Source organism: Streptomyces sp. PL-29 (assembly GCF_058344425.1).
This window is the reverse complement of record NZ_CP136996.1, coordinates 6,681,282-6,702,202: the sequence shown is the minus strand read 5'-3', so window position 1 is coordinate 6,702,202 and position 20,921 is coordinate 6,681,282. Positions and strand designations below refer to the sequence as shown.

Genomic DNA, 20,921 nt, shown 5'->3' with positions numbered 1-20,921 from the left:
GCCCGGTCACACCGCGGCGCTCGCCGCCACCTCCTCGGCCAGCACGGCGACCGCCCGGCGGATGTCGTCCCGGCGGTGTTCGGACGTGAGGAAGAACCGGAGCCTCGCCTGTCCCTCCTCCACGGCGGGATGGAAGATCGGATCGGCGATGACCCCGCGGGCGAACAGCCGGTCCGCGACGTGCAGGGTCCGCGCCGAGCCGCCGAGGACGACCGGGACGATGGGGGTGTCCGCGCTGGCGCCGGTCGGCAGGCCGGCCGCCGCGGCCAGTCCGAGGAACAGCTCGGCGTTCGCCCTCAGGGTGCGCACCCGGTGCGGTTCCGCGGCGATCAATTCGAGGGCGGCCAGTGCGGCGGCCGCGTTCGCCGGGGTCAGGCCCACGCTGTAGACGAAGCCTGGAAGGGTGTGCCGCAGCCAGCGGACCATACGGGCCGATCCACCCAGGTAACCGCCGCAACTGGCCAAGGACTTGGAGAGGGTGCCCATCCACACGTCCACGTCGGAGCGGTCCACGCCGAAGAACTCGCCCACGCCGCGGCCGCGCTCGCCGACGGTGCCCATGCTGTGCGCCTCGTCGACCATCAGCAGGGCGCCGTAGCGCTTCTTCAGCTCGATGAACGCGGGCAGGTCCGCCAGGTCGCCGTCCATGCTGTAGGCACCCTCCACCACGATCAGCACCCGTCGGAAACGGGACCGGTTGACTCTCAGGAGGTGTTCCAGGTCGCCGCGGTCGTTGTGGGCGAAGGGTCTGCGCGCCGCCCCGGACAGGGCGCATCCCTGGAGGATGCTGTCGTGGGCCAGCGCGTCGTGCAGGACGAGGTCCCCGGCCCCGACGAGGTGCCCGATCGCGGTGACGTTGGTGGCATGGCCGCTGACCAGGGTGAGGCAGTCCCCGACGCCGAGGAAGGCGGCCAGGGAGCGTTCGAGACGGACCGTCAGCTCCCGTTCACCCGAGAGCGGACGGCTCGCGGAGACGGAGGTCCCGTACCGTTCCACGGCCCGGTGCGCGGCTTCGTTGACCGCCGGATGGCCCGACATCCCCAGGTAGTTGTAGGAGCCGAAGGAGAGGTACGAGCGGTCGCCGATCACCGTGGTGTCGCGGACGGTGCCCTCGTGGACGCGGAAGTACGGGAAGCCGGACCCGCCGGCGGTGACCGAGGCCAGGCGCTCCTCGAAGAGGGAGACCTCCGGGAAGTCGTCGACAGTGGTGGAATCTCGGCGCCACTCGGCCGGCGCCTCGCGGGAGGGGCCGCCGGAAGCCGCCGGCCGGGCGCGGCCCGGATCGATCAGCGCGATCAGGGCACCGACGGTGAGTTCGGGCGCGAACAGGTCCTCGGTGCGGAGTCCGGGCGCGCGCCTGGCGATGTTGACCGCCAGTTCCTGGAGCATGAGGGAGTCGAACCCGAGGCCGGCCACCAGCGCCATGTCCTCGCCGAGGTCCTCGCGGGGGAACACCCCGGTCCGCGACACCTCCTCGAACACGATGGACACGGCGTCCTCGCGGGGCGCGGGGGACGGAGCCGGCGCCCGGGACGGCGCCGCCACGGCCGGCTCGGCGGCCGCGCCCACCGCCGGCGGGGACCCGGCAGGCTCCGCCGGGGTGTCCAGCGCGCGCGCCGCGTCGTCCACGACCCAGTGGCGGCGGGGTGCGAGCGGACTGGGAGGCAGGGTGCACGGGGGTGTGCGCCGGGCCGCGGAGGCTTCGGCGGGCATCGGCGCGGGCCCGGGCTCCACAGCGCGTCCGGCCTCCAGCGCCGCGGCCGCCGCGATCAGCCGGGCGGCGGCATCGGCGGGGTCCCGGGCCGACAGCGCGAGGTGCTCCTGCAGGGGTGCCCGCCGGGCCAGGGTGTCCGCGACCTGGGCCAGCGGCGGCCGGTCCTCGGTGAGCGACCTCGCCACGTCCCTGGCGTACCGGGCCAGTCCGGCCCGGTCGCGCGCGGTGAGGACCAGTTCGCGGGGCCCCTCGGGTGGCACCGGGCGGACCGCCGGCCCAGCGTGCCCCTCCAGAACCAGGTGGACGCCGGTGCCGCCGAAGCCGAAGGCGCTCACCCCGGCCCGGCGGGGCAGGTCGCTCCCGGGCCACGCGACCGGTGCCGTCGCGACGGTCAGTCGAGCGTCGTCGAGGACGGTGGTGTCGGCGAGGGCGAAGTCCGGCTGCGGCGGGATCACCCCCCGCTGCACGGCCAGGACCGACTTGATCAGTCCGGCCAGGCCCGCCGAGTTGAGCGAGTGCCCGACGACCGCCTTCACCGCGCCGAGGTGGGCGGGGGCCGCGGCCTCACCGCGCAGTTCGCGCAGGACCGCGAGCTCGACGGGGTCCCCGACGGTCGTCCCGGTGCCGTGCGCCTCCAGGTAGCCCACCTCGCCCGGGGGCAGGCCCGCGTCGCGGTAGGCCCGGCGCAGGGCCCTGAGCTGGCCGCCCGCCTGCGGGTGCATGCCGCCCTGGACGGTCCCGTCGTTGGCCGTCCCCACACCGCGGATCACCGCGTAGACCCGGTCGCCGGCCGACAGGGCGTCGGCCAGTGGCCGCAGCACCAGCACCCCGGCGCCCTCCCCGAGGACGAATCCGTCTGCGTCGGTACCGAAGGGCAGGCATCTGCCGCTGCGCGAGATGGCACCGATCCGGCACAGTCCCACCAGCAGGTCCGGGGTGAGGACCAGCTGGGCGCCACCTGCGATCGCGATGCGGGACCGGCCCGCGCGCAGCGCGTGGACCGCGTTGGCGACGGCCATGAGCCCGCCGGAGCAGGCGGAGTCCAGGGCGTAGCTCTCGCCGTGCAGGTCGAAGACCGAGCTGATCGTGTTGGGCCCCATGTTGAGGAGGAGCCCAGCCACGGAGGTGCCGTGCAGACCTTGGACAGCGCGTACAGCCTCCGTCCCGGGGTCCGTCGCCCTCGCCCCGAACTCGCCTCCGGCCAGCTGGCGCATCCGTATCCGCATGGTGCTCAGCTCGCGGTAGCCGCTCTCGGTGAGGGCGGTGATCACCGAGGTCTCTTCGCGGTCGAAGCCGTCGGCCTCCCAGCCCGCGTCCTGGACCGCCTCACGGGTCAGGTCGATCAGCAGCCGGTGCTGGGGATCCATCGCCGCGGCCCGGCGCGGCGGGATGCCGTAGTGCGCCGCGTCGAAGTGGCCCACGTCCGGCAGCACGGCCATGGTGTCGGTGTAGGTGGACGACGTGTCGCGGAAGTCGCCGCTGAGAAAGGCCGCACTGCGCCAGCGCGTGTCGGGGATGGTGGAGAACTGCGGTCGCGGGTCCGTCAGAAGCCGCCAGTACTCGTTCAGGTTCCGGGCTCCCGGGAACCGGCAGGCCATTCCCACGACTGCTATCGCCGCGTGCCCCTCCCCCGGGCTCCGCGCCGCCGTCACGGAGGTCATCGGGCGGCCGATCGCGCACGCCACCAGTCGAGGGTGGCCGTGACCTGTTCGCCGACGGGGGTGGCCCGCACCGCGAAAGCCTCCTCGTAGGCAGTCGCATCAACCACGAAGGGGCGGTCGAACTGGTAGCGGATCTCTCCCAGTTCACGCATGAGCGGCGAGAAGAGCCCCGCAAGCGACAGTGCGGCCGACGGGATCCTGCGCACCACCGCCGGCCCGCTCCCCGATTCCGCGGCGAGCCGGTCGGCCATCTCCCGTACGGACCGGGGAGGTTCGGTGGGAATGTGCCAGGGACGCCCCCAGGCCCGCTCCTCACCCGCGACCTCGGCCATCGCCGCGGCCACGTCGGGAAGGTAGGTCCAGCTGTGCGGGGCGTCCGGATCTCCCAGCGTGGCGACCGGCTTGCCGCGCAGCAGCGCCGGTACGACCCGTCCGGCGAGGTGGCCCCCGGTGGTGACGCCCGGGCCGAAGAAGTCGCTGGCCCGCACCTCGACCGCCCTGATGCGGCCCTGCTCGTGCAGGGTCCGCACCTGTTCCCACGCGGCGGCGCGGACCCGGCCCTTGGGGCCGGTCGCGACGAGCGGGAGTTCCTCGGTCAGGGGGCCGTCCACCGGCCCGTAGCCGTAGAGGTTGCCCAGCATGACCAGGACGGCACCGGTGGCCTCGGCCGCGGCGCAGACCGACGCGACGAGCGGCGGCCATGCGCGCACCCAGCGGTGGTAGGGGGGTGCGGCGCAGTGGTGGATCGCCGTCGCGCCCCGTGCGGCGGCGATCAGCCGCTCCCGGTCCGCCGCGTCGAACGCGACGTGTTCGAGCCCCGGTTCCGGGCTTCTGCCCGACCTGGTGACGACGCGTACGGAATGTCCCTGCTCTGCCAGCAAACGGGCGGTGGCGGCGCCTGCGGGTCCGAAACCCACGACCACATGAAGACTCACGCGCGCACCCTAGCGCGAGTCCGGATCGATCTCTTCCGAGTTTGGCCGGTACCGGACGGTCCCGGACCGGGACGGGTCCGGAGCAGGTACGGGATCGGCAAGGCGCCGCTGCGGGCCCGGACCGACGGCGCCCGGGATCCGCCGGACGCGGTTGGCCAGGACCCGACCCGTCGTGCCGGGCCGGACCCGTCGTCACGGGCCCGGCCGTCCCCGTTCGACGTCAGACGCGATCGGCGGCGATCAGCACGTATTGGAAGGAGCCGTCCCTGTAGGAGTTGATGAACGCCTCCTCGATGCCCGTGACCAGAGACGACGTGGCGCGCAGCTCCCAGTACGGCAGGGTCTCGGGGGTCAGGTCGATCACGACCTGCGGCACGAGACGGTTGTCGGCCATGGCCCGCATGTACTCACGGCGGGAGTGGATGTTGCACTCGAAGTGGGCATTGATCTGGGAGACCCACTTCGAAGGCTGGCCGTAACGCGGGTTCCAGCAACCGGTGATGGTCACGTAGCGACCGCCGACCGCGAGGACGCGGGAGTGCTCGGCGAACAGGTCGTGCAGGTCGACGTACATGCTGGACTCGTTGTTCCAGGAGGCGGCGGCCTGTCCCGTCTCGAACGGCGTGTTGAGCATGTTGCAGACGCGGGCGTGGACGGAGTCCTCGATACCCAGCTCGCGGGCGCGCTGGTTGGCGAAGTCGGCCTGCTTGGCCGACAGGGTGACGCCCTCGACCTTGCATCCGAAACGCTGGTGGGCCATGACCATCGAACCGCCGCGGCCGCAGCCGGCGTCCACGAGCGTGTCGTCGCGGCCGATGGCGCCCAGGTGGTTCAGCAGGACGTCCGCCTGCGCGGACTCCAGGCGGTGGAGCTCGGCGATCAGCTTCTTCTCGTATGCGCTGTCGCCGGAGTCCCCGAGGGCCGCCTGGTCGATGTCACCGATGCCGTAGTGGTGGTGGTAGAGACCGTCGACATCTCCGAGGCGGAGGTTCACCGGCCGCGCCTCGTGGTCCCAGTAGCGGGCGATGTCGCCCTGGTAGGGCGTCGCCGGGGAGGGAATGAAGGCGGAAGTGGGGGCTGCAACGGTGAAATCGGTGCTAGTCACAGAGGGATCCATCCTTACCAGAAATCGGGCAGGCTGTAGCGGTAGGTGTTGGTCTGGTGCCAGTAGTGGTTGCCGTCGACCCAGGCGGCCACGCCCCGCAGGAAGCGCAGCATGCGTGGATCGGGGCAGGAGGCGGCCAGTTCCGCGGCCGCGGCTTCGAAGGCGTGCATGAGTTCGTTGTGGACCTCCACCGCCTTCAGGTAGGCCTCCTTGTCGGAAAGGCCCTCCCGTGCTGCGATGACCACCGGCAGGTTCAGGTGCAGGCCGGGGCTTTCGAGTTCCTTGGTGTAGGAGTACAGGTCGTTGGCGAGGGTGGTGGCGTTGCCGGCGAGCGCGATCACCCGCTGCGTGGCGGGCATGGCGTGGAGATCGGCCGGGAGTTCGTAGCCGCCCACGGTGTCGGTGATGGTGGGACAGGGGCGGAAGTTGTTGAACTGGCGCATCGCCAGGTACTCGGACACCTCGGGGACGTACTTCGTCTCGGCCCATGCGGCCTCGGCGAGGTACCCCAGGTGCAGCCGGGCCATGTCGTGCCGGTACCGGTCGGCCTGCGACGGGGTCGCCGCCCGGGTGAAGTACTCCATGGCCGAGCGGTAGGAGCGCCGCGGGGCGTCCGAGAGGAGCGATTGCGCCCAGGCCGGCTGGTACTCCGCGGTCGTGTGGACCGGGTCCAGAGCGGTGTGCGCCAGCAGAAGCCTTCCTCCTAGTCCGACGGGCGATCCACCGTGGTCCTCGCAGTAGCAGTCGTCGACCACGTTCTCGGCGACCATCAGCCGGGTGGCGATCATGAGGTGGTCGACGGTCGGGGCGTCCGGGTGGCAGGCGACCATGTAACGGCCCACGGAGAAGCCGTCGAACTGGTCCTCCCACTCCGGCGGGTAGGCCTCGACCTCGTCCACGGCCCAGCGCTTGATCCGGCGGCTGACCTCCTCGACCCGGACGGGGTCGGGTTCCGGGACCTGGTGGTGGTAGAGGCCGGGGACCGGCGTGCCCTCCGCGGCGGGCCGCGGAGCGGGCACGTCGGCCACCGCAGGCGGGGTGGCGGTCGGTGCCGGGCGCGGCGTGAAGAACAGCCCCGCCGTACCCACACCGCTGGGACCGCGCATGATCCGCTCCAGGGCGGGGTTCGGTGTTGCCGGCGCGGCGGCGGCCTCCCGCACCGGCGCGGCGACCAGGTCGCCCCCCGGTCCTTCAGTGGTTCCTTCGTCGGGTACGGGCACGGGCCCGGGAACGGCAACGGGGACGGCAACCGGGTGGGAAGGCCGGGTCGCCGGCCCGAAGGGCAGCGGCGGCCCGGTCGGCAGCGCGGGCTTGCCTCCGGTGACGGGGTCGGCGCCCCGGCCGTGACCGTGGGTCCCGAAGCGGGCCGCGGCGGCAGGCAGGCTCGACTGCGCAGGGGAAGGCCCGGGAACGGGCATCCGTGGCTCCTAGGTGATGGGGGTGGGCGGTGCGGGACCCTCCCGGGCACGGTCGGCCGGCCCGGGAGGGTCCGGGCTGCTGGCGGCCGGGCCGTCAGTCGCGCCGGCGGCCGATCTGGACGTTCTCCATCACCCCGAGCGCGTCGGGCACCAGGATGGCGGCGGAGTAGTAGGTGGTGACCAGGTACGAGATGATCGCCTGCTCGCTGATGCCCATGAAGCGCACGGACAGGCCCGGCTCGTACTCCTCCGGAAGTCCGGTCTGGTGCAGGCCGATGACGCCCTGGTTGTCCTCGCCCGTGCGCATGGCGAGGATGGAGCTGGTGTTCTCCTTGCTGATGGGGATCTTGCTGCACGGGAGGATCGGTACCCCGCGCCAGGCCGGAACCTGCTGGCCGCCGAGGTCGACGTGGTCCGGGTAGAGACCGCGGGCGTTGAACTCCCGCCCGATCGCCGCGATGGTCCGGGGGTGGGCGAAGAAGAACTTGGTGCCGCGGCGGCGGCAGAGCAGTTCGTCCATGTCGTCCGGGGTGGGCGGCCCGGAGTGGGTCTGGATGCGCTGCTTGAAGTCGGCGTTGTGCAGGAGCCCGAACTCCCGGTTGTTGACGAGTTCGTACTCCTGGCGCTCGCGCAGCGCCTCGATGGTGAGTCGGAGCTGCTCCTCGGTCTGGTTGTGCGGGCCGTTGTAGAGGTCGGCGACACGTGTGTGGACCCGGAGCACGGTCTGGGCGATGGAGAGTTCGTACTCGCGCGGCTTGAGTTCGTAGTCGACGAAGGTGCCGGGGAGCGCGGCTTCGCCGGTGTGGCCGGCGGACATCGCGATCTCGGCCTCGCCGTGCTTGTTCTGCCGCTGGTGCGGGAGTGAGCCGAACCGCTCGACGTGGGCCCGGAGGTTCGGTGCCGCGTCGAGGACGGCGGCAAAGTCGGCGCGGGAGAGGGTGAGCAGGGTGCCGGAGGTCTCGGCGGTGGCCGTGTAGTCGGCCGTCGCGTCCGCGTCCAGCAGCGCGTTCTCACCGAAACGGTCGCCGTCGGCCAGTACCGAGACGGCGATGGCGTCGCCGTACTTGCCGACCGAGGTCTGGCTGACGCGGCCGTGGGCGATCAGGTGGATCCGGTCGGCGACGGCCCCGCGCTCGATCAGCACCTCGCCGGCGCGGAAGTCACGCTGGACGCACCGGTCGGCGAGCGTGACCAGCACCTGCTCGTCCTCGAAGCCGCGCAGCATGGCGAGTTCGCCGAGTTCGCGCGGAATCACCCGGACGTCCGCCCCGTCCTGGACGAACTCGATGCGGCCGTCGCCGACGGTGTAGGTGAGGCGGCGGTTGACACGGTAGGTGCCGCCCTTGGTCTCCACCCAGGGGAGCGTCTTCAGGAGCCACCTGGAGGTGATCTCCTGCATCTGCGGGGCGGACTTGGTCGTGGTGGCAAGGTTGCGGGCGGCCGCCGTGCCCAGACTGGTCTGCCGGATCGGCTCCAGCTGCGCCTCTGGGCTGGTGTCCACGGTCATCGCGCAGGGCTCTCCTTCGTGCGGGCGGTGATCGGCGCATGCGTGTGCACGTCACCATTGAAAGAAGAAAAATAGGGTGAATACCCGGGCAATCCCTCTAGATCCGCAAGCACACTAACGGCCCATGGAGCGGATGCCCCATGGAGGGACGGGGGGATTACCTCGATTCGGTGATCTTGAGCCGCGCCGTGTTTGATCAATGCCTCAGCGGTTCCGGACACGTGTGCCGTGCACTTTCCGCCAAGACCACGACGGAATGTCAACTTCCTCATCAGTCATGCCGGTTGTCCGGCCGGCCGAACGGCATACGGGCGTCCTCCCCGCCCCGGGTACGCTCCCCGGCCGGGCGGCGGACCCCCGCGGACGGCCCCCGCGGAGGGGCGGAAAGGTGACCGCAGCGCGGGTCGTGCGGTACGAAGATTCCTGTGAAGGAACAGATCCGGCCCTCGACCGTGCGCGTGTTCATCGCGCTCGCCCCGCCCGACGACGCCAAAGAGGAGCTCGCGCGGGCGCTGCGGCCCGCCTACGCGGCGTACCCGGGCCTGCGGTGGAACCGCATCGAGGACTGGCACATCACCCTGGCGTTCCTCGGCGAGCTCCCGGTGGGAACCGTGCCGATGCTGCGGCCCCCGCTCGCGGAGCTGGCCGCGACCCGCCAAGGCCTCGACCTGGCGCTGAGCGGTGGCGGACACTTCGACGAGCGGGTCCTGTGGAGCGGGATCGGCGGGGACGTCGAAGGCCTGCAGGTACTGGCCTCCGAGGTGCGCGCCGTGGTCAGGGCATGCGGTGTCCCCTTCGAGGACCGGCCGCTGCGCCCCCATCTCACACTGGCCCGGACCCGCCGCAACGATCCCGCGTGCGTGGTGGAGGCCGCCGCCGGACTGGCCGCGTTCTCCGGTCGCCGGTGGCTGACCGCACGCCTGCACCTGGTCGGCAGCAACATCGGCCGCGGCCCGGGCCCGATCCACTACCGCGACATCGAGGCCTGGAGCTTCCACCACGGCGACCGAGGCCGCGCCGGAACGTGATGCGGCCTCGCGGGGGTGCCCCTCTCCCGCGGCGTCGTCACCGCCCACCTCCAGCGCCATCCAGCCGAACGCACCCTGCTCCAGTAGCTGTTGGCGCTCCCCGAGGCCGGGGCGGATGCCACCCGCGGGCCGGCCGCGCCCGGGCGGATCGCGTGCAGTGCGGTCGTGGTCGCCCCCCGGCGGTGCCTCCTGCACGTCCGGCGCGGGTCCGGCGGCCTGTCCGCCCTGCCCGGCGGGCCCGGCGACCGTACGCTCCTGGCCGCGGCGCTGCGCGCCGTCCGCGAGGAGGCGGGGATCGCGCCGGCCGCTCTCTGCCACACCGCCGAGTACCGGGACGTACCGGTCGGCTTCGGCGTCCGCGCCGTCGCAGCGGGGCCCGGCCGGGGTGAACCGGATCGCCCGCACCAGAAGATCACTGAAAATCTGGGGTTCTGGCCCCGCGTCAGCACCCGCGAGGCCAGAACCCCAGATTTTCAGTGATCTTCTAGGACTTCCGGATGGTGTTCCACGTCGCCGACGAGGACGTGGCCCCGAACCCGCACACCGCAGGAGCGCCGGGGGGCGAGTGGCTCCCCTTCGACCAGGTGGACCCCGCGCTGCGCGCCAGGCTGCTGGAGTCCGGGCTCGACGGCAGAGTGGACACCGTCCACCGGGAGTTGCGGGAGGAGGCCGGACGCGTCATCGACCCTGCCGTCGAATTCGTCCCCCTGGTCATGTCGCGAACCGGCCGGCAGGCGGCCGCGCATCCAGCTGTTCTTCCGGGCCTGGCGCTGGTGCGGCGAGCCCCGCCTAGAATCCGATAGTCGATGCGCGATGTCGGCTGAGGATGCGCGATTCCGGGGCTCGGTGCGCGTTTGCCACGGTTCGCGGCCGTCACTCTCGATCTCTTGCGGCCTTTTCGGGCAGTGGTCCGGAATCGCTGGGAGCGACCACGAGCGCGGCGAGTTCCGCGGCGAGATCGGACGGGACGGGGTCGCCGGTAACGAGCAGTCTGAGGTAGATCGGACCGAGCAAGACCTCGATGGCCAGGCCCACGCCCGTCACGCGCAGCCGCCCCTGTTCCTCGGCGCGTCGCAGCACCTCGTGCAGGATCTCTCGCCGCTCCCGCTCCACCTCGCGCAGAGCGGCGGCGAGCTCCGGCGATCTGGGCAGTTCACTGACCAGTCCGGTAATGATCCGCCCCAGAGGTGTGCCGGTGAGAAGCCGGATCGTGTTGGACAGCACGGTCACGAGATCCGCCAGGGGATCGGCGGTGTCGGGGGCTTCGGGGTTGGCCTGGGCGAAAGCCTCCCGGACCGCAGCCGCGATCAGCTCCGTACGATCCTTCCACCGTCGGTAGACCGTGGGCCGGGAGACGCCCGCGCGGGCGGCCACCGCGTCGACCGACACGCCCGCCGCCCCACCCTCCGCCAGCAGTTCGACAGTCGCTCGCAGGATGCGTCCCGAGGCTTCGCTGCTGCGCGGGCGGCCCGGCGCGGACGTCCTCTCAACCACCGGCCACCACCGGCCCGCGGGCGGCGACGGACCTGTCGTACGCGGCGAATCCTTCCTCGATCCCCATCGCGACCTGCCTCACCTCCACATACGGCACGGAGAACAGGTCGGTGTCCCGGACCCCTTCCCAGAACATGTAGTAGGCAGAGAGGTCCTCGGTCTCCACGAACAGGATGTCGCTGTACTCGGCACAGAACGCCTCCGCGTCGAACCAGCGCAGCCTGATCCCCTCGGCGCCGTCGGCCAGCGCCTTGACCGTCTCCCAGACGGCGGCGCGTTCCGCACGCTCCAGCCGGAGCCAGGCGGGCTGGAACCGCAGCATGTTCATCACGATGTACGTCACGACGCTTCTTCTCCTTCACGGGATCTCACCGAACCGCGGAGAACCGCGGAGGAATAGATTACAGTACTGCTTCGTAATGTAAATCGACGAAGGAGGTTCAGCCGTGCCGGCAGGACTGACTGTGATCACTGGCGGCACCGCGGGCGTGGGACTGGCCCTGGCGCGCCGGCTCGCCCATCAGGGTGGGCAGGTCGTCGTCTGTGGGCGGGACCGGACCCGCGTGGCAGCAGCCAACGCCAGACCGGGTATCGAAGCCCTGCGGTGCGACCTCACGGTGGAGAGTGACATCGCCTCCCTGGCGGCAGAGCTGCACGCACGAGGAGGCATCCGACTGCTGGTCAACAACGCGGCCGTGCAGTTCGGATACCGAGTCGCCGAGCATGACCGCGACGACGTGCTCCGCGACGTGGACACGGAAATCGGCACGAATCTCACCGGCCCGGTCAAGCTCACCGCACTGCTCCTGCCACTGATGCTGCCCGGCAGTACCATCGTGAACATCACCTCGGCCCTGGCCCTGACGCCCAAGCGCAGCGCGCCCCTGTACTGCGCCACCAAGGCCGCACTGCGCAGCTACACCACCGCCCTGCGCTACCAGCTCGCCGACGACGAACGCGGTATCCGGGTGGTGGAGGCGATGCTGCCCCTGGTGGACACAGCCATGACGGCCGGCCGGGGCAGCGGCAAGATCAGCCCGGAACACGCCGCCAGGGAACTACTGGAGGGCCTCGACCGCAACCGCTCCGTCGTCCACGTGGGTAAGATCCGCGCCCTGGTAGCCCTTCACCGCCTGTCCCCCGCACTCGCGGCACGCCTCCTCCGGGACAGCTGACCACCCTTCCCCTGCTGTGGCCAGATGCGTGGCGTGACACGCAAACGAGGCGCACTGCCAGGCGGCCCCGTGGAACACCGGGGCGGCGAACCGGGCTCCACCCGCACCGAGTTCGCAGCCGGCCCGCCGGCCGCCGACGCGGGGCGGCCGCCCCTGCGCGAAGGAGGCCTGCGGCGCGCCCCGCACCACGCCGGGCAGCGGGGTGCCGTGAGGGCCGCCGCCACGGATCAACCCGCCCTCCGACGCAGCGTCGACGCATGGGGCGAAACAGGCATAAGGTCACGCAACCGTGGTAGACGCCCTGCGTACCGGTTCTCCGGGAACCAGGAGGTAGTCATGATCGTTCTGGGCGTCATCCTGCTGATCATCGGCTTCGTCACGGGGATATCGATCCTCTGGACGATCGGCGTGATCCTCGTCGTCGTCGGCTTGGTGCTCTGGCTGCTGGGTGCGGTCGGGCACGCCGTGGGAGGCCGCAAGCACTACTACTGACGCCGGGCCTCCTGGCCCCGCGCTCAGGGGCGGTGGCGCAGTGGATGGTCCTCCGGGACCTCCACGACCGCGATCCGCACGCCGTCGGGGTCCGCGATCCACATTTCGATCAGTCCCCACGGCTCGCGCAGGGGAGGCCGCACCACCTCGGCACCGCGGCTGCTCAGTTCCTCGTACGCCGTCTGCGCGTCGGCGACTTGGAGCCACAGCCGCAGGCCGGGCGCGGGTGGCGCGTCGGCCCGTCCCGACACCTCGAGAAAGCCGCCGCCGAGGAAGTAGACCGTGCCGCGCTCCGGTCCCGTGCCGAACTCGCGGTACACGGCGAGGCCGAGGGTCTCACCGTAGAACGCACGGGAACGTTCGGGGTCCGTGGGTCGCAGCAGGATCCTGCTGCCCAGTACGTGCACCATGCCCCCACCTTCGCGCATCGCACGCCCCCCGTCACCCGGGCCGCTCCGCCCGGCCGCGCCCGCGGGTCCAAGCCCGCGGCCGGCTGCGCAGCGGTCCGGTGCGCCGACTGCGGGTGTGCCGGTCGAGTTCCTCCAGCAGGCGCTGCGAGCGCTTCTCCACGCCCAGCTCGTCGAGAACCCGGTCGATCTCGGTGAGCAGCGCTCCGCGCAACTGCCAGTGCCCGGGGTCTGCACGCGCCGAGGCCAGCAGATGGTCCGCGAGCCGGTCGCGGTGTGCGCGGGCCACCGCCAGCTCCCCGGTCAGGCGGGCCTCGGCCTCCTCCGCGTTGGCACTCACCTGGGCGGTGATCAGCTGGGCGAAGCTCTCGACGGCGGTCGCGGTGTGGCGCAGCACCTCGCGCAGCGCGGCGGCGGTCCCCGGCTCGAAGAGCGGGCCGTCCGGGCGGACCTTGGCGAGGTCGGTCACCGTCCGGCAGGCCACGCGGAGCACCACCGCGCAGATCTCCAGGGTGTCCAGGCCGGTCCGCAGCACCAGCCGGAAGAGCAGGCCCTCCTTGACCCGCGGATTGAGCCGGAGGCTGTCCTCCGCCTGCCGCAGGGCGGCGTCGACCTGCGCGATGTCGTTGTCGAGGCGGCGCGCCTCGTGCAGCCGGGCCGCGGCCTGTTCGACCCTGCCCGGGCCCGTGGGCTCCTCGCCGAGGTGGTGCAGCAGGCGGCTCATGCGCCCGGCCAGATCGGTGATCGCGGTGCCCGCCGGCCCGATCCAGAGGGGAGGCGCCAGCAGGAGGTTGACGAGCAGCCCGACCACCGCGCCGATGACGGTTTCCAGCACCCGGTCCCAGGCGGTGTCCGCCACCTGGGTGACGCCGAGGACGAGCATGGCGCTGATCGCGACCTCGGGGACGAACTCGTCGACCCGCACCAGGTGGCCCACCACCAGCGAGGCCAAGATCAGCAGGCCCAGACTCCACCAGGTGAGACCGACCAGCGCGCTGAAGCCGATGGCGATCAGGACGCCGACGACCACCGAGTTGACCCGGCGGATGCTGGTGGTCAACGTGGAGTAGAGCGTGACCTGGACGACCAGCAGGGCCGTCAGCGGGGCGGTCAGCGGGTTCGGCTCGCTGCTCAGGCGGAGGGCCACGACGTAGCTGATGACGGCCGCGGCGGTGGAGCGCAGGGCCTGGACGGCGACCGGCTCGCGGCGGCGCCGTGCGACACGGGTGGCGATGCTGCTGATCGTTTCCGACATGACTGCGCATCTTCCCAGGCCGCGCCGGAGGACTCGCGCCGGAACGGACGAGTCCGTCCGTGTCGTGGGTGACGCGTGGGGTAGATGGGGAAAGTCCGATGTCCGCGTCGAGCGAAGGTGTGAGGGAGCGACAGCCATGAAGGACACGGAGGACAGGGGTCAGCAGCAGGCCGGAGGCCGTGGGGAGCACGCGCAGGAACACCCCGGCCCGGACCCGGTGCACCCCGAGGCCAGCAAGCCGGTCGCCGGCAAGACCCCGGAGGAGCTGCGCAGGCGGCAGGAGAGCAAGATGTCCCGGCCGCACGACGAGGACACCGGCTGACGGCGTCCGCCGCGCGGCCGGACGCGGCGCCGACGGGTCGGCTCTCACGGGCCTTCGTCGTAGGTTCCGGCCTCCACCTCCAGGGCGAGTTCCTGGAGTACCTCGATCGAGGAGACGTCCGTCCGCCCGCCGTCGTGGGCGATCGCGAGACTGGTGAACGCCAGACTGAATCCGGAGACCATGGTGTGCAGGGCCGGGCCGAGTGCCTCGGCCACCAGGGTCGCCACCTGTTGCGGCGTGGCGTCGGCGGGCACGCTGATCGACGGCAGCATTTCGTTCAGGAGCTGTGTGGCCACGCCGGCCGCCGCGGCGTGGCCGTCGGGGTCCTCGCCGGCTTCGGCGGCCCGGCGGATGTCCTGGGCCTCGGTCAGGATGCCGATCACCCGCCTGAGTACGTCTGCGCGTTCCATCCTGCGCAGGGTAGTCCGCCGGGCCGCGGTGCGGGTGCGCGCGCACCGGGCCGACCGCACCATGACCCTGTACGCGCGTACGCGTGGTCCCGTACGCGGACCAGCCGAAGGGAGGGCGCCATGTCCTCGGACACCGGGCCGGGCACGACCGGGAGCCGACTGCTGCTGGTACGCCATGCCAAGGCCGTGCCGAAGGGTGATCCCGCCGAGGACTTCGAGCGCGGCCTGGGCGAGCGCGGCAGGGCCGACGCGCCCCGGACGGGCCGCTGGCTGGCGGAGCACGGCTACAAGCCGGACCTGGCGCTGTGCTCGCCGTCGCGCAGGACGCGCCAGACGTGGCAGCTGCTGGTCCCCGCCCTTGCGGACCCGCCGGACGCCGTCTATGACGACAGGCTCTACGACGCGGCACCGAACGCGCTGGTCACCGTACTGGCGGAGCGTGGCGCCGGGCTCGGCTGCCTGGCCCTGGTCGGCCACAACACCGGCATCCACGAGCTGGCCACGGCCCTGTGCGGGAGCGGCCCGGAGGAACTCCTGGAGCAGTTGCGGGACGGTTTCCCGACCGCGGGCGTCGTGGTGGTGGACCTGGAGGGCGGCTGGGCGGGGCTGGCCCCCGGCGCGGGACGGCTGACCGCCCTGTGGGCACCGGCCCAGCAGGGCCGTGACCCGGCCCCGTGAGCGCGCCCGCCTCGATCGGGTCGCGGCGCCCACCGCGGGGAGCTCCGCCGACTGCGGGCCGCGCGCTCAGACGTCCAGATCCTCGGAGGGCGGCTCGTCGACCACGTGGACCGCCGCTTCCTCGGCCGATGCCGCGCCGCCGTCGATTCCTACGTCACGGGCCAGGACGGAGATGTGCCGCCGCGGTGCCGAGTCGTCCACCACGGCAAGGCGGCCCGCCCGGTCCGCTCCGCCCAGCAGGGCGTCACCGGCTTCATCGGAGATCTCGTCCCCGTCGGAGACCTCCGGCTGCTCCCGCGCCAGGCGCTGCTCCAGCGTCTCCCCCGTGCGGGCTTCGGCGGCGGTGGTGCCCCTCTCGTCGACCGCCAGCGGGCGGTCCAGCGGCACGTACGCGGTGTCGAGGGTGTCGTCGAGGCCCGGTTCGTCGAGGGTGTTCTCCAGGTCGGGCTGCGCCTCGGCGGACTCGTCGGTCTCCTGCGGCTGGTAGACGTCGTCGCCGTAGGCTTCGTCGGCGGTGCTCATCGCGTTCTCCGATCGGTCGGGACCGGCGTGCCGCCGGCAGGGGCGCACCGGTCCCCGGTGCGCTCAGCCGGGCACGGAAGCGTCCAGGGGGAACGAGCCGCTCGAACCGGTGAGTTCGAGCAGTCGCAGCAGTTGGTGGCTGGGCGCCGCCAAACGCAGGACGTGTCCGCTCTGGACGGCCTGCCGCCGGGCCTCCAGCAGCGTGTTGAGGCCCGCGGAGTCGCAGAAGGAGGAATTCCGCAGGTCCACGATGACCTCGGCGCCTTCCGGTGCCTGTGACAGGGCGGCTGCGAGCGTTTCCCGCAGCTCGCCCGCGTGCTCCAGGTCCATGTCTCCGGTCACCCGCACCACGCGGTACTCGGTGCCGGCGGCGGCTTCCGGTACGGGCGCGTCCTCGGCAGCCATGACGTACCTCCTCGTCCATGGGGCACCTGCCCGTCCCAGCACCTCTCAACCGTCCATGCATCCATGGGACCGCGCAGCGGCGCCGAGCGCATACTGGGGGACATGGCGAGCCCCACGATGGCCGTCCGGCGGATCAGGCAGCGTGCCGGCGAGGCGGTGTTCCTGCGCGTCGCCGGTCCCGACGGAGCCCGCAACCGGCGGCGCATCCACCAGACGCCCGGACCCCGCTGGTTCGCACCGGACCGGCCCGTGCGGCGGGTCCACGCGGACGCGTCGATGTTCGTCGGCGGTCTCGCCGCGCTGCTGCTCCAGTCCCTGCACCCGGTCGCGATGGCCGCGGTCGCGGCCCACTCCGGATACCGCGGCGATCCTTGGGGGCGCCTGCACCGGACCAGCACCTTCCTGGCGGTCACCACCTTCGGCACCAGTGCCGACGCCGAGGCGGCGGTGGACCGCGTCCGGGCGGTGCACGCACGCGTCCGGGGCCGGACGCCCGACGGTGTGGCGTACCGGGCGGACGACCCGGAGCTGCTGGGCTGGGTGCACACCGCCGAGGCGTACTGCTTCCTGACAGCCCACCAGCGTTATGGCAAGCATCCCTTGGATCCGGCGGGCTGCGACGGGTACCTCGCCGACACGGCGCGGGTGGCCCGGGCGCTGGGCGCGGACCGGCCGCCGCAGGACGTCCGGGAACTCGCCCTGCGGATGGCGCGGTACCGGCCCTGCCTGAGGCCGACGGACGCGTCCCGGGACACCGCCCGCTTCCTGCTGGCCGATCCGCCGCTGCCGGGGGCCGCCCGGCTGCCGTACGCGCTGCTCGCGGCGGCGGCCGTGGACCTGCTGCCGTCCTGGGCGAGGGCGGCCGTCACCGCCGGTTCGGGTTCCGCGGCGGAACGGGTGCCCGGCGCGGCGGCCCGTGCGGGCGGGCACGCCGTGACCCGGGCGATCCGCTGGGCCCTGCCCCCGCCGCCCGCGCGCACGGACCGGTCGTCCGCGCCGGGGTGATCCCGGGTGGTCCCGGCCCCGGCACGTGCGGCGGCTCGTCGGGGCTTCGGTGAGCGTACGTGCACGATCGATGGCGGCCGACGGGGTGGGAGACTGGGTGGGAAACTGGAACGGCCACCGATACGTTGGCCATCCACCACGAGTCCCCACCGGAGAAGTGACGACCGATGACCCTCCAGGAAGGCCGGCGGGTCCGGCTGGCGGCAGACCTCAGGCTGGCCGGGACGGTCGTGACGGCCGAGGGCCACCCCGCGGACGGGGACGCGGTCGCCGGCGCGCTCTTCCTCGGGTCGGGTGCCCAGGGCATCGTCGAACGGGTGGACCCGCCCCGGGATCGGGAGCAGAGCCACGAGGTGCGCGAGTACGAGCGGCTCACGGCACTCCTGAACGACTTCGGCCACCAGATGCCCCCGGCGAGCAGGCGGCAGCTGGAGGAGCAGGTGGCCTCCCTCGAACCGGCGTGGACCGCCCACCGGGAGCACGGGCCCCGACGGACGGTCCGGGTCCGCCTCGACAACGGCTTCGTCCTCGACGACGCGCGGGCGGAGCTCTTCCTCCCCCTCTGAGTCCCCCTCTGACCGGGCCGGGGCCGCACGGCCGGGCCCGGCAGCCGTCCCGGGCCGGCAGACCGAATGACGGTGCTGTGGTGAACCGGCTGGGCCAACGGAGTGAGTAAAGGCTTCATCCGCGAAAGTTCCGCTCTTCCCCAAGGAAGTATCCGTTTTGGGTAAAGAGTCCTGGTGGCGCGGCTCTCCGCCCTCCCCTGTGCCGATGCGCTCCTCGGAGGAACCGAACCATGACTTACGGGAACAAGCTGCGGGAACAGATCGCGAAGCCGGGCACCACACCGCTCATCGGGGTGTACGACATGTACTCCGCCTCGGTGGCGGCCGCGCACTACGACGGGATGTTCGTCTCGGGGTTCGGGTTCGCCGCCTCCTACTACGGGCTCCCCGACATCGGGTTCATCGCCTGGCCCGACATGGTGGCCTTCGTCCAGCGACTGCGCGGCGCCTTCCCCCGTCACCACCTGCTCGTCGACATCGACGACGGGTACGTCGACCCCGAAGTGGCCTGCCATGTCGTGGAAGGCCTGGAGCGGATGGGCGCCTCCGGCATCATCCTGGAGGACCAGAAGCGTCCCCGCCGCTGCGGTCACGCCGACGGCAAGCAGGTGCTCCCGCTCACCGAGTACCTGGAGAAGCTGGAGATGGTCCTGGCGACCCGCAAGGACCTGGTCGTCGTCGCGCGGACCGACGCGACGGAGGAAGCCGACATCATCCACCGCGCCCAGGCCCTGGCGGCGACCGACGCGGACGTCGTCCTCGTCGACGGGGTGCGCAGCGTGGAATGGATCGAGCGGATCCGCGGGGCCGTCGGCGGCAAGCCGCTGCTGTTCAACCAGATCGCCGGAGGAAAGTCGCCGCGGCTCTCGCTCACCGAACTGACCGACCTCGGTGTCGACATGGCCATCTACAGCACCCCGTGCCTGTTCGCCGCGCACAAGGCGATGGACACCGCCCTCGCCGAACTGCGGCTCGCCGACGGGCGGCTGCCCGCGGCCGACGGCGGCGAGGAGATCGGCGTCGGCGAGTCCACCAGGCTGCTGACCAAGAACATCTCGCGCCACCACCCCCTGCCGGTGGCCCGGGAGAGCGTGAAGGCGTGAGCGGCCCGAACCTCGCCAGTCCGCCCGGCCCGGGTGGGTGATCGCGGGCGAACCGGCCGGCCCGATGCGCCGCGAGGTGTTCGTCCCGGATGCCTCGCGGCGTTCCACCGGCATCGGGAGCGGCCGTTCGGATGAATCGGCGGAGCAGCGCATCACGGGCGGGATGAGTTGATTGTCAGACCTGTATGACAGTCGATCAGTTTCTTCCTCGTCAGATCTCCCGCCCTGCGGACAGGGCCCCCGCACGGCGCACATCGGGGCTTCCCGAGCCCGGTGAGCGGCGCCGGCTCCGTGAGCAGTGGGGGCTGACGACCCGCCAGGTCGGGGTGGCGTTCGGGGTGACCCCGGCGACGGTGCGGTCATGGGAATGCGGGCGCACGTCGCCGAGGGGAGGCCGGCGTGAGGCGTACCGGCGGTTCCTGGCGGGGCTGGCCCAGCACTCCGCCATCGAGGTGCCCGGGGGCGTGGACCGCCGGCCGGCCGCGCCGGTCCGCCCGAAGGCGGTGCCCCGCGAGACGGTCCCCCGCGAGACGGTGCCGCCGAAGACGGCGTCGCCCGCGGTGCGCGTCGCGCCACGGGCGGAGCCGGTCCCGCCGGGGCGGATCCGCCGCCTGCGGGTGCTGGGGGCGGCCGCCTGCGCGTGGTCGATCGCGGCCCTGTGGGTGATCCTCACCTGTCCGCCGCCGCTCTAGAGGCGCCCGGGGCCGCTCACACGCCGCCGGTGGCGGTGACCTCACCGCCGCCCGCGGTCACCCACTCGACGTCGGGTGCGCCCGACCGCGGCCGGGACGGGCGGCGGTGATCAGGTAGTAGTCCAGGATCCGCTGTTCCCAGGCAGTCATGAAATTGCGCGGCCAGGTGCCGGGGGCCCAGAGGCGGGCGAGCCAGCGGTCCCAGCCGGGCCAGACCTGCGGGCCGATCGAATCGGTGCGGACGTCGGCGAAACCGGCTCCGGCGAGGGCCCGGGCGAGGTGGGAGACGGGCCGCGCGATGTCGAGTCCGCTGGCGAAGGTCTCCAGCAGCCCCGCGAGCCGCTCCTCGGGCGCGGGCGCGCCGTCGACGCTGAAGAAGCCGGCCACCGCGACCCGTCCTCCGGGACGCAGGACGCGCGCCGCCTCGTGGGCGAAGGCGGTCAGGTCCGGGAAGTGCTGCACCGCTTCGACGCTGTACAGGCAGTCGAACTCCGCGTCGCCCAGGGGCAGGTCCTCGGCCGCTCCGAGGACGAAGCGCAGCCGCTGCGGCCGCGCGGCGAGGAGCGGGGAGTTGGCGTCGCGGGCCCGGCGAAGCTGCTGGGGGTGGATGTCCACCCCGGTCACCGCGGCGGGTCCGTACTCGTCGAGGGCGAGGGCGCAGCCGAGGCCGAGGCCGCAGCCGATCTCCACGGCGCGGCCGCCGCCGGGGGCGACCGCGTCGAGTACGTGCCGGTAGAGGTCCCGTTCGCTGCGGATCCGGTCGTCCTGCGACAGCGGCCCTCCGAGGTCGACGGACCGCCAGTAGCCGAAGTTGATGAACCCGCCGGCGAACACCGGAACGGCGCTGAGGTCAGCCGGTCCGTACGTCTGCCACACCTCGGGCGGTACCGACGGTGCGGGCCGGTCCACCGGGTCCTCCGACACCATGTCACCGCCTCCTCGTGACGGGGGCGTTGCGCCCCGCGGCCTCCAGTGTGGCCCGTGGAGTCCCGTCGCGGCAGGGGGCACGCCCGGGCACGGGCGCTCA

24 protein-coding genes are annotated in these 20,921 nt (G+C 72.4%); 11 read left to right on the top strand and 13 right to left on the bottom strand.

The window, feature by feature from the left end; genetic code table 11:
* Positions 1-6 precede the first annotated feature (6 nt).
* The 5 genes from R4Z63_RS30505 to R4Z63_RS30485 form a co-directional block, all read right to left on the bottom strand.
* Positions 7-3,375, bottom strand: coding sequence for an aminotransferase class I/II-fold pyridoxal phosphate-dependent enzyme (locus R4Z63_RS30505; RefSeq protein WP_384455563.1), 3,369 nt, complete (start codon positions 3,373-3,375; stop codon positions 7-9).
* Positions 3,372-4,310: an NAD-dependent epimerase/dehydratase family protein gene (locus R4Z63_RS30500; RefSeq protein ID WP_384455560.1), complete on the bottom strand. Its 939-nt coding sequence runs from the start codon at positions 4,308-4,310 to the stop codon at positions 3,372-3,374. The genes R4Z63_RS30505 and R4Z63_RS30500 overlap by 4 nt, the downstream gene beginning before the upstream one ends.
* A gap of 220 nt (positions 4,311-4,530) precedes the next feature.
* Positions 4,531-5,427, bottom strand: a complete 897-nt coding sequence (locus R4Z63_RS30495) for a geranyl diphosphate 2-C-methyltransferase (RefSeq protein WP_384455557.1) — start codon at positions 5,425-5,427, stop codon at positions 4,531-4,533.
* A 2-nt stretch (positions 5,428-5,429) separates the two neighbouring features.
* A complete protein-coding gene (locus R4Z63_RS30490) occupies positions 5,430-6,833 on the bottom strand; it encodes a family 2 encapsulin nanocompartment cargo protein terpene cyclase (protein ID WP_491522614.1) in 1,404 nt (467 codons plus the stop codon).
* A 94-nt stretch (positions 6,834-6,927) separates the two neighbouring features.
* Entirely contained in the window at positions 6,928-8,340 is a 1,413-nt protein-coding gene (locus tag R4Z63_RS30485) for a family 2B encapsulin nanocompartment shell protein (protein WP_384455554.1), read from the bottom strand.
* Positions 8,341-8,765: 425 nt separating this feature from the next.
* Between R4Z63_RS30485 and thpR the strand changes: the two genes are divergently transcribed.
* The 3 genes from thpR to R4Z63_RS30470 all read left to right on the top strand — a co-directional run bounded on the left by thpR (position 8,766) and on the right by R4Z63_RS30470 (position 10,171).
* Positions 8,766-9,368 carry an RNA 2',3'-cyclic phosphodiesterase gene (gene thpR, locus R4Z63_RS30480; RefSeq protein WP_384455551.1) on the top strand — a complete coding sequence of 201 codons (603 nt, stop codon included), beginning with the start codon at positions 8,766-8,768 and terminating at the stop codon, positions 9,366-9,368.
* Between the two features lie 165 nt (positions 9,369-9,533).
* Entirely contained in the window at positions 9,534-9,848 is a 315-nt protein-coding gene (locus tag R4Z63_RS30475) for a hypothetical protein (protein ID WP_491522613.1), read from the top strand.
* Positions 9,849-9,865: 17 nt separating this feature from the next.
* On the top strand, positions 9,866-10,171 hold the full coding sequence (locus tag R4Z63_RS30470; protein WP_384449300.1) for a hypothetical protein: 306 nt from the start codon (positions 9,866-9,868) through the stop codon (positions 10,169-10,171).
* A 70-nt stretch (positions 10,172-10,241) separates the two neighbouring features.
* On the opposite strand, the gene R4Z63_RS30465 is transcribed toward R4Z63_RS30470, so the two are convergent.
* Complete coding sequence (locus R4Z63_RS30465) at positions 10,242-10,862, bottom strand: TetR/AcrR family transcriptional regulator (protein WP_384449297.1); 621 nt, start codon at positions 10,860-10,862, stop codon at positions 10,242-10,244.
* Positions 10,855-11,205: a darcynin family protein gene (locus R4Z63_RS30460; RefSeq protein WP_384449294.1), complete on the bottom strand. Its 351-nt coding sequence runs from the start codon at positions 11,203-11,205 to the stop codon at positions 10,855-10,857. Before R4Z63_RS30460 ends, R4Z63_RS30465 begins: the two co-directional genes overlap by 8 nt.
* 103 nt (positions 11,206-11,308) lie before the next feature.
* Here R4Z63_RS30460 and R4Z63_RS30455 point away from each other — a divergent pair, with 103 nt between their 5' ends.
* Together R4Z63_RS30455 and R4Z63_RS30450 are read left to right on the top strand one after the other, a co-directional pair.
* Positions 11,309-12,037, top strand: coding sequence for an SDR family NAD(P)-dependent oxidoreductase (locus R4Z63_RS30455; RefSeq protein ID WP_384449291.1), 729 nt, complete (start codon positions 11,309-11,311; stop codon positions 12,035-12,037).
* Positions 12,038-12,373: 336 nt separating this feature from the next.
* On the top strand, positions 12,374-12,529 hold the full coding sequence (locus R4Z63_RS30450) for a DUF6131 family protein (protein WP_172671261.1): 156 nt from the start codon (positions 12,374-12,376) through the stop codon (positions 12,527-12,529).
* A 23-nt stretch (positions 12,530-12,552) separates the two neighbouring features.
* Here the strand turns inward: R4Z63_RS30450 and R4Z63_RS30445 are convergent, their stop codons facing one another.
* Both R4Z63_RS30445 and R4Z63_RS30440 read right to left on the bottom strand, forming a co-directional pair.
* Positions 12,553-12,939, bottom strand: a complete 387-nt coding sequence (locus R4Z63_RS30445) for a VOC family protein (protein ID WP_037917078.1) — start codon at positions 12,937-12,939, stop codon at positions 12,553-12,555.
* A 31-nt stretch (positions 12,940-12,970) separates the two neighbouring features.
* Positions 12,971-14,191, bottom strand: coding sequence for an FUSC family protein (locus tag R4Z63_RS30440; protein WP_384449287.1), 1,221 nt, complete (start codon positions 14,189-14,191; stop codon positions 12,971-12,973).
* 136 nt (positions 14,192-14,327) lie between these two features.
* Between R4Z63_RS30440 and R4Z63_RS30435 the strand changes: the two genes are divergently transcribed.
* Positions 14,328-14,513: a hypothetical protein gene (locus tag R4Z63_RS30435; protein WP_384449285.1), complete on the top strand. Its 186-nt coding sequence runs from the start codon at positions 14,328-14,330 to the stop codon at positions 14,511-14,513.
* 44 nt (positions 14,514-14,557) lie between these two features.
* Here R4Z63_RS30435 and R4Z63_RS30430 read toward each other — a convergent pair whose 3' ends face one another.
* Positions 14,558-14,923 carry a hypothetical protein gene (locus R4Z63_RS30430; RefSeq protein ID WP_037918362.1) on the bottom strand — a complete coding sequence of 122 codons (366 nt, stop codon included), beginning with the start codon at positions 14,921-14,923 and terminating at the stop codon, positions 14,558-14,560.
* A 120-nt stretch (positions 14,924-15,043) separates the two neighbouring features.
* Here R4Z63_RS30430 and R4Z63_RS30425 point away from each other — a divergent pair, with 120 nt between their 5' ends.
* Entirely contained in the window at positions 15,044-15,601 is a 558-nt protein-coding gene (locus R4Z63_RS30425; RefSeq protein WP_384449282.1) for a SixA phosphatase family protein, read from the top strand.
* A 66-nt stretch (positions 15,602-15,667) separates the two neighbouring features.
* Here the strand turns inward: R4Z63_RS30425 and R4Z63_RS30420 are convergent, their stop codons facing one another.
* Entirely contained in the window at positions 15,668-16,123 is a 456-nt protein-coding gene (locus R4Z63_RS30420; protein WP_037917071.1) for a DUF5709 domain-containing protein, read from the bottom strand.
* A 63-nt stretch (positions 16,124-16,186) separates the two neighbouring features.
* Positions 16,187-16,528 carry an STAS domain-containing protein gene (locus R4Z63_RS30415; RefSeq protein WP_052030127.1) on the bottom strand — a complete coding sequence of 114 codons (342 nt, stop codon included), beginning with the start codon at positions 16,526-16,528 and terminating at the stop codon, positions 16,187-16,189.
* A 102-nt stretch (positions 16,529-16,630) separates the two neighbouring features.
* Between R4Z63_RS30415 and R4Z63_RS30410 the strand changes: the two genes are divergently transcribed.
* From R4Z63_RS30410 to R4Z63_RS30395, 4 genes are all read left to right on the top strand, one after another.
* Positions 16,631-17,533, top strand: a complete 903-nt coding sequence (locus R4Z63_RS30410; RefSeq protein ID WP_384449277.1) for an oxygenase MpaB family protein — start codon at positions 16,631-16,633, stop codon at positions 17,531-17,533.
* 167 nt (positions 17,534-17,700) lie between these two features.
* The gene (locus R4Z63_RS30405; protein WP_384449274.1) at positions 17,701-18,099 is read left to right on the top strand and encodes a hypothetical protein; all 399 of its coding nucleotides are present in this window, start codon (positions 17,701-17,703) and stop codon (positions 18,097-18,099) included.
* A gap of 230 nt (positions 18,100-18,329) precedes the next feature.
* Complete coding sequence (locus R4Z63_RS30400) at positions 18,330-19,202, top strand: isocitrate lyase/PEP mutase family protein (protein WP_037917064.1); 873 nt, start codon at positions 18,330-18,332, stop codon at positions 19,200-19,202.
* 464 nt (positions 19,203-19,666) lie between these two features.
* The gene (locus tag R4Z63_RS30395; RefSeq protein ID WP_172671260.1) at positions 19,667-19,894 is read left to right on the top strand and encodes a hypothetical protein; all 228 of its coding nucleotides are present in this window, start codon (positions 19,667-19,669) and stop codon (positions 19,892-19,894) included.
* 57 nt (positions 19,895-19,951) lie between these two features.
* Here R4Z63_RS30395 and R4Z63_RS30390 read toward each other — a convergent pair whose 3' ends face one another.
* Positions 19,952-20,821, bottom strand: coding sequence for a class I SAM-dependent methyltransferase (locus R4Z63_RS30390; RefSeq protein ID WP_384449269.1), 870 nt, complete (start codon positions 20,819-20,821; stop codon positions 19,952-19,954).
* Between the last annotated feature and the right edge of the window lie 100 nt (positions 20,822-20,921).

Excerpts from the sequence above, each read along its gene's own strand:
- R4Z63_RS30390 (WP_384449269.1), bottom strand. The coding sequence starts at position 20,821 with ATGGTGTCGGAGGACCCGGTGGACCGGCCCGCACCGTCGGTACCGCCC.
- R4Z63_RS30495 (WP_384455557.1), bottom strand. The coding sequence starts at position 5,427 with ATGGATCCCTCTGTGACTAGCACCGATTTCACCGTTGCAGCCCCCACT.
- R4Z63_RS30490 (WP_491522614.1), bottom strand. The coding sequence starts at position 6,833 with ATGCCCGTTCCCGGGCCTTCCCCTGCGCAGTCGAGCCTGCCTGCCGCC.
- R4Z63_RS30415 (WP_052030127.1), bottom strand. The coding sequence starts at position 16,528 with ATGGCTGCCGAGGACGCGCCCGTACCGGAAGCCGCCGCCGGCACCGAG.
- R4Z63_RS30440 (WP_384449287.1), bottom strand. The coding sequence starts at position 14,191 with ATGTCGGAAACGATCAGCAGCATCGCCACCCGTGTCGCACGGCGCCGC.
- R4Z63_RS30405 (WP_384449274.1), top strand. The coding sequence starts at position 17,701 with ATGACCCTCCAGGAAGGCCGGCGGGTCCGGCTGGCGGCAGACCTCAGG.
- R4Z63_RS30410 (WP_384449277.1), top strand. The coding sequence starts at position 16,631 with ATGGCGAGCCCCACGATGGCCGTCCGGCGGATCAGGCAGCGTGCCGGC.
- R4Z63_RS30425 (WP_384449282.1), top strand. The coding sequence starts at position 15,044 with ATGTCCTCGGACACCGGGCCGGGCACGACCGGGAGCCGACTGCTGCTG.
- R4Z63_RS30420 (WP_037917071.1), bottom strand. The coding sequence starts at position 16,123 with ATGAGCACCGCCGACGAAGCCTACGGCGACGACGTCTACCAGCCGCAG.
- R4Z63_RS30430 (WP_037918362.1), bottom strand. The coding sequence starts at position 14,923 with ATGGAACGCGCAGACGTACTCAGGCGGGTGATCGGCATCCTGACCGAG.
- R4Z63_RS30450 (WP_172671261.1), top strand. The coding sequence starts at position 12,374 with ATGATCGTTCTGGGCGTCATCCTGCTGATCATCGGCTTCGTCACGGGG.
- R4Z63_RS30400 (WP_037917064.1), top strand. The coding sequence starts at position 18,330 with ATGACTTACGGGAACAAGCTGCGGGAACAGATCGCGAAGCCGGGCACC.
- R4Z63_RS30505 (WP_384455563.1), bottom strand. The coding sequence starts at position 3,375 with ATGACCTCCGTGACGGCGGCGCGGAGCCCGGGGGAGGGGCACGCGGCG.
- R4Z63_RS30435 (WP_384449285.1), top strand. The coding sequence starts at position 14,328 with ATGAAGGACACGGAGGACAGGGGTCAGCAGCAGGCCGGAGGCCGTGGG.
- R4Z63_RS30485 (WP_384455554.1), bottom strand. The coding sequence starts at position 8,340 with ATGACCGTGGACACCAGCCCAGAGGCGCAGCTGGAGCCGATCCGGCAG.
- R4Z63_RS30470 (WP_384449300.1), top strand. The coding sequence starts at position 9,866 with ATGGTGTTCCACGTCGCCGACGAGGACGTGGCCCCGAACCCGCACACC.
- R4Z63_RS30445 (WP_037917078.1), bottom strand. The coding sequence starts at position 12,939 with ATGGTGCACGTACTGGGCAGCAGGATCCTGCTGCGACCCACGGACCCC.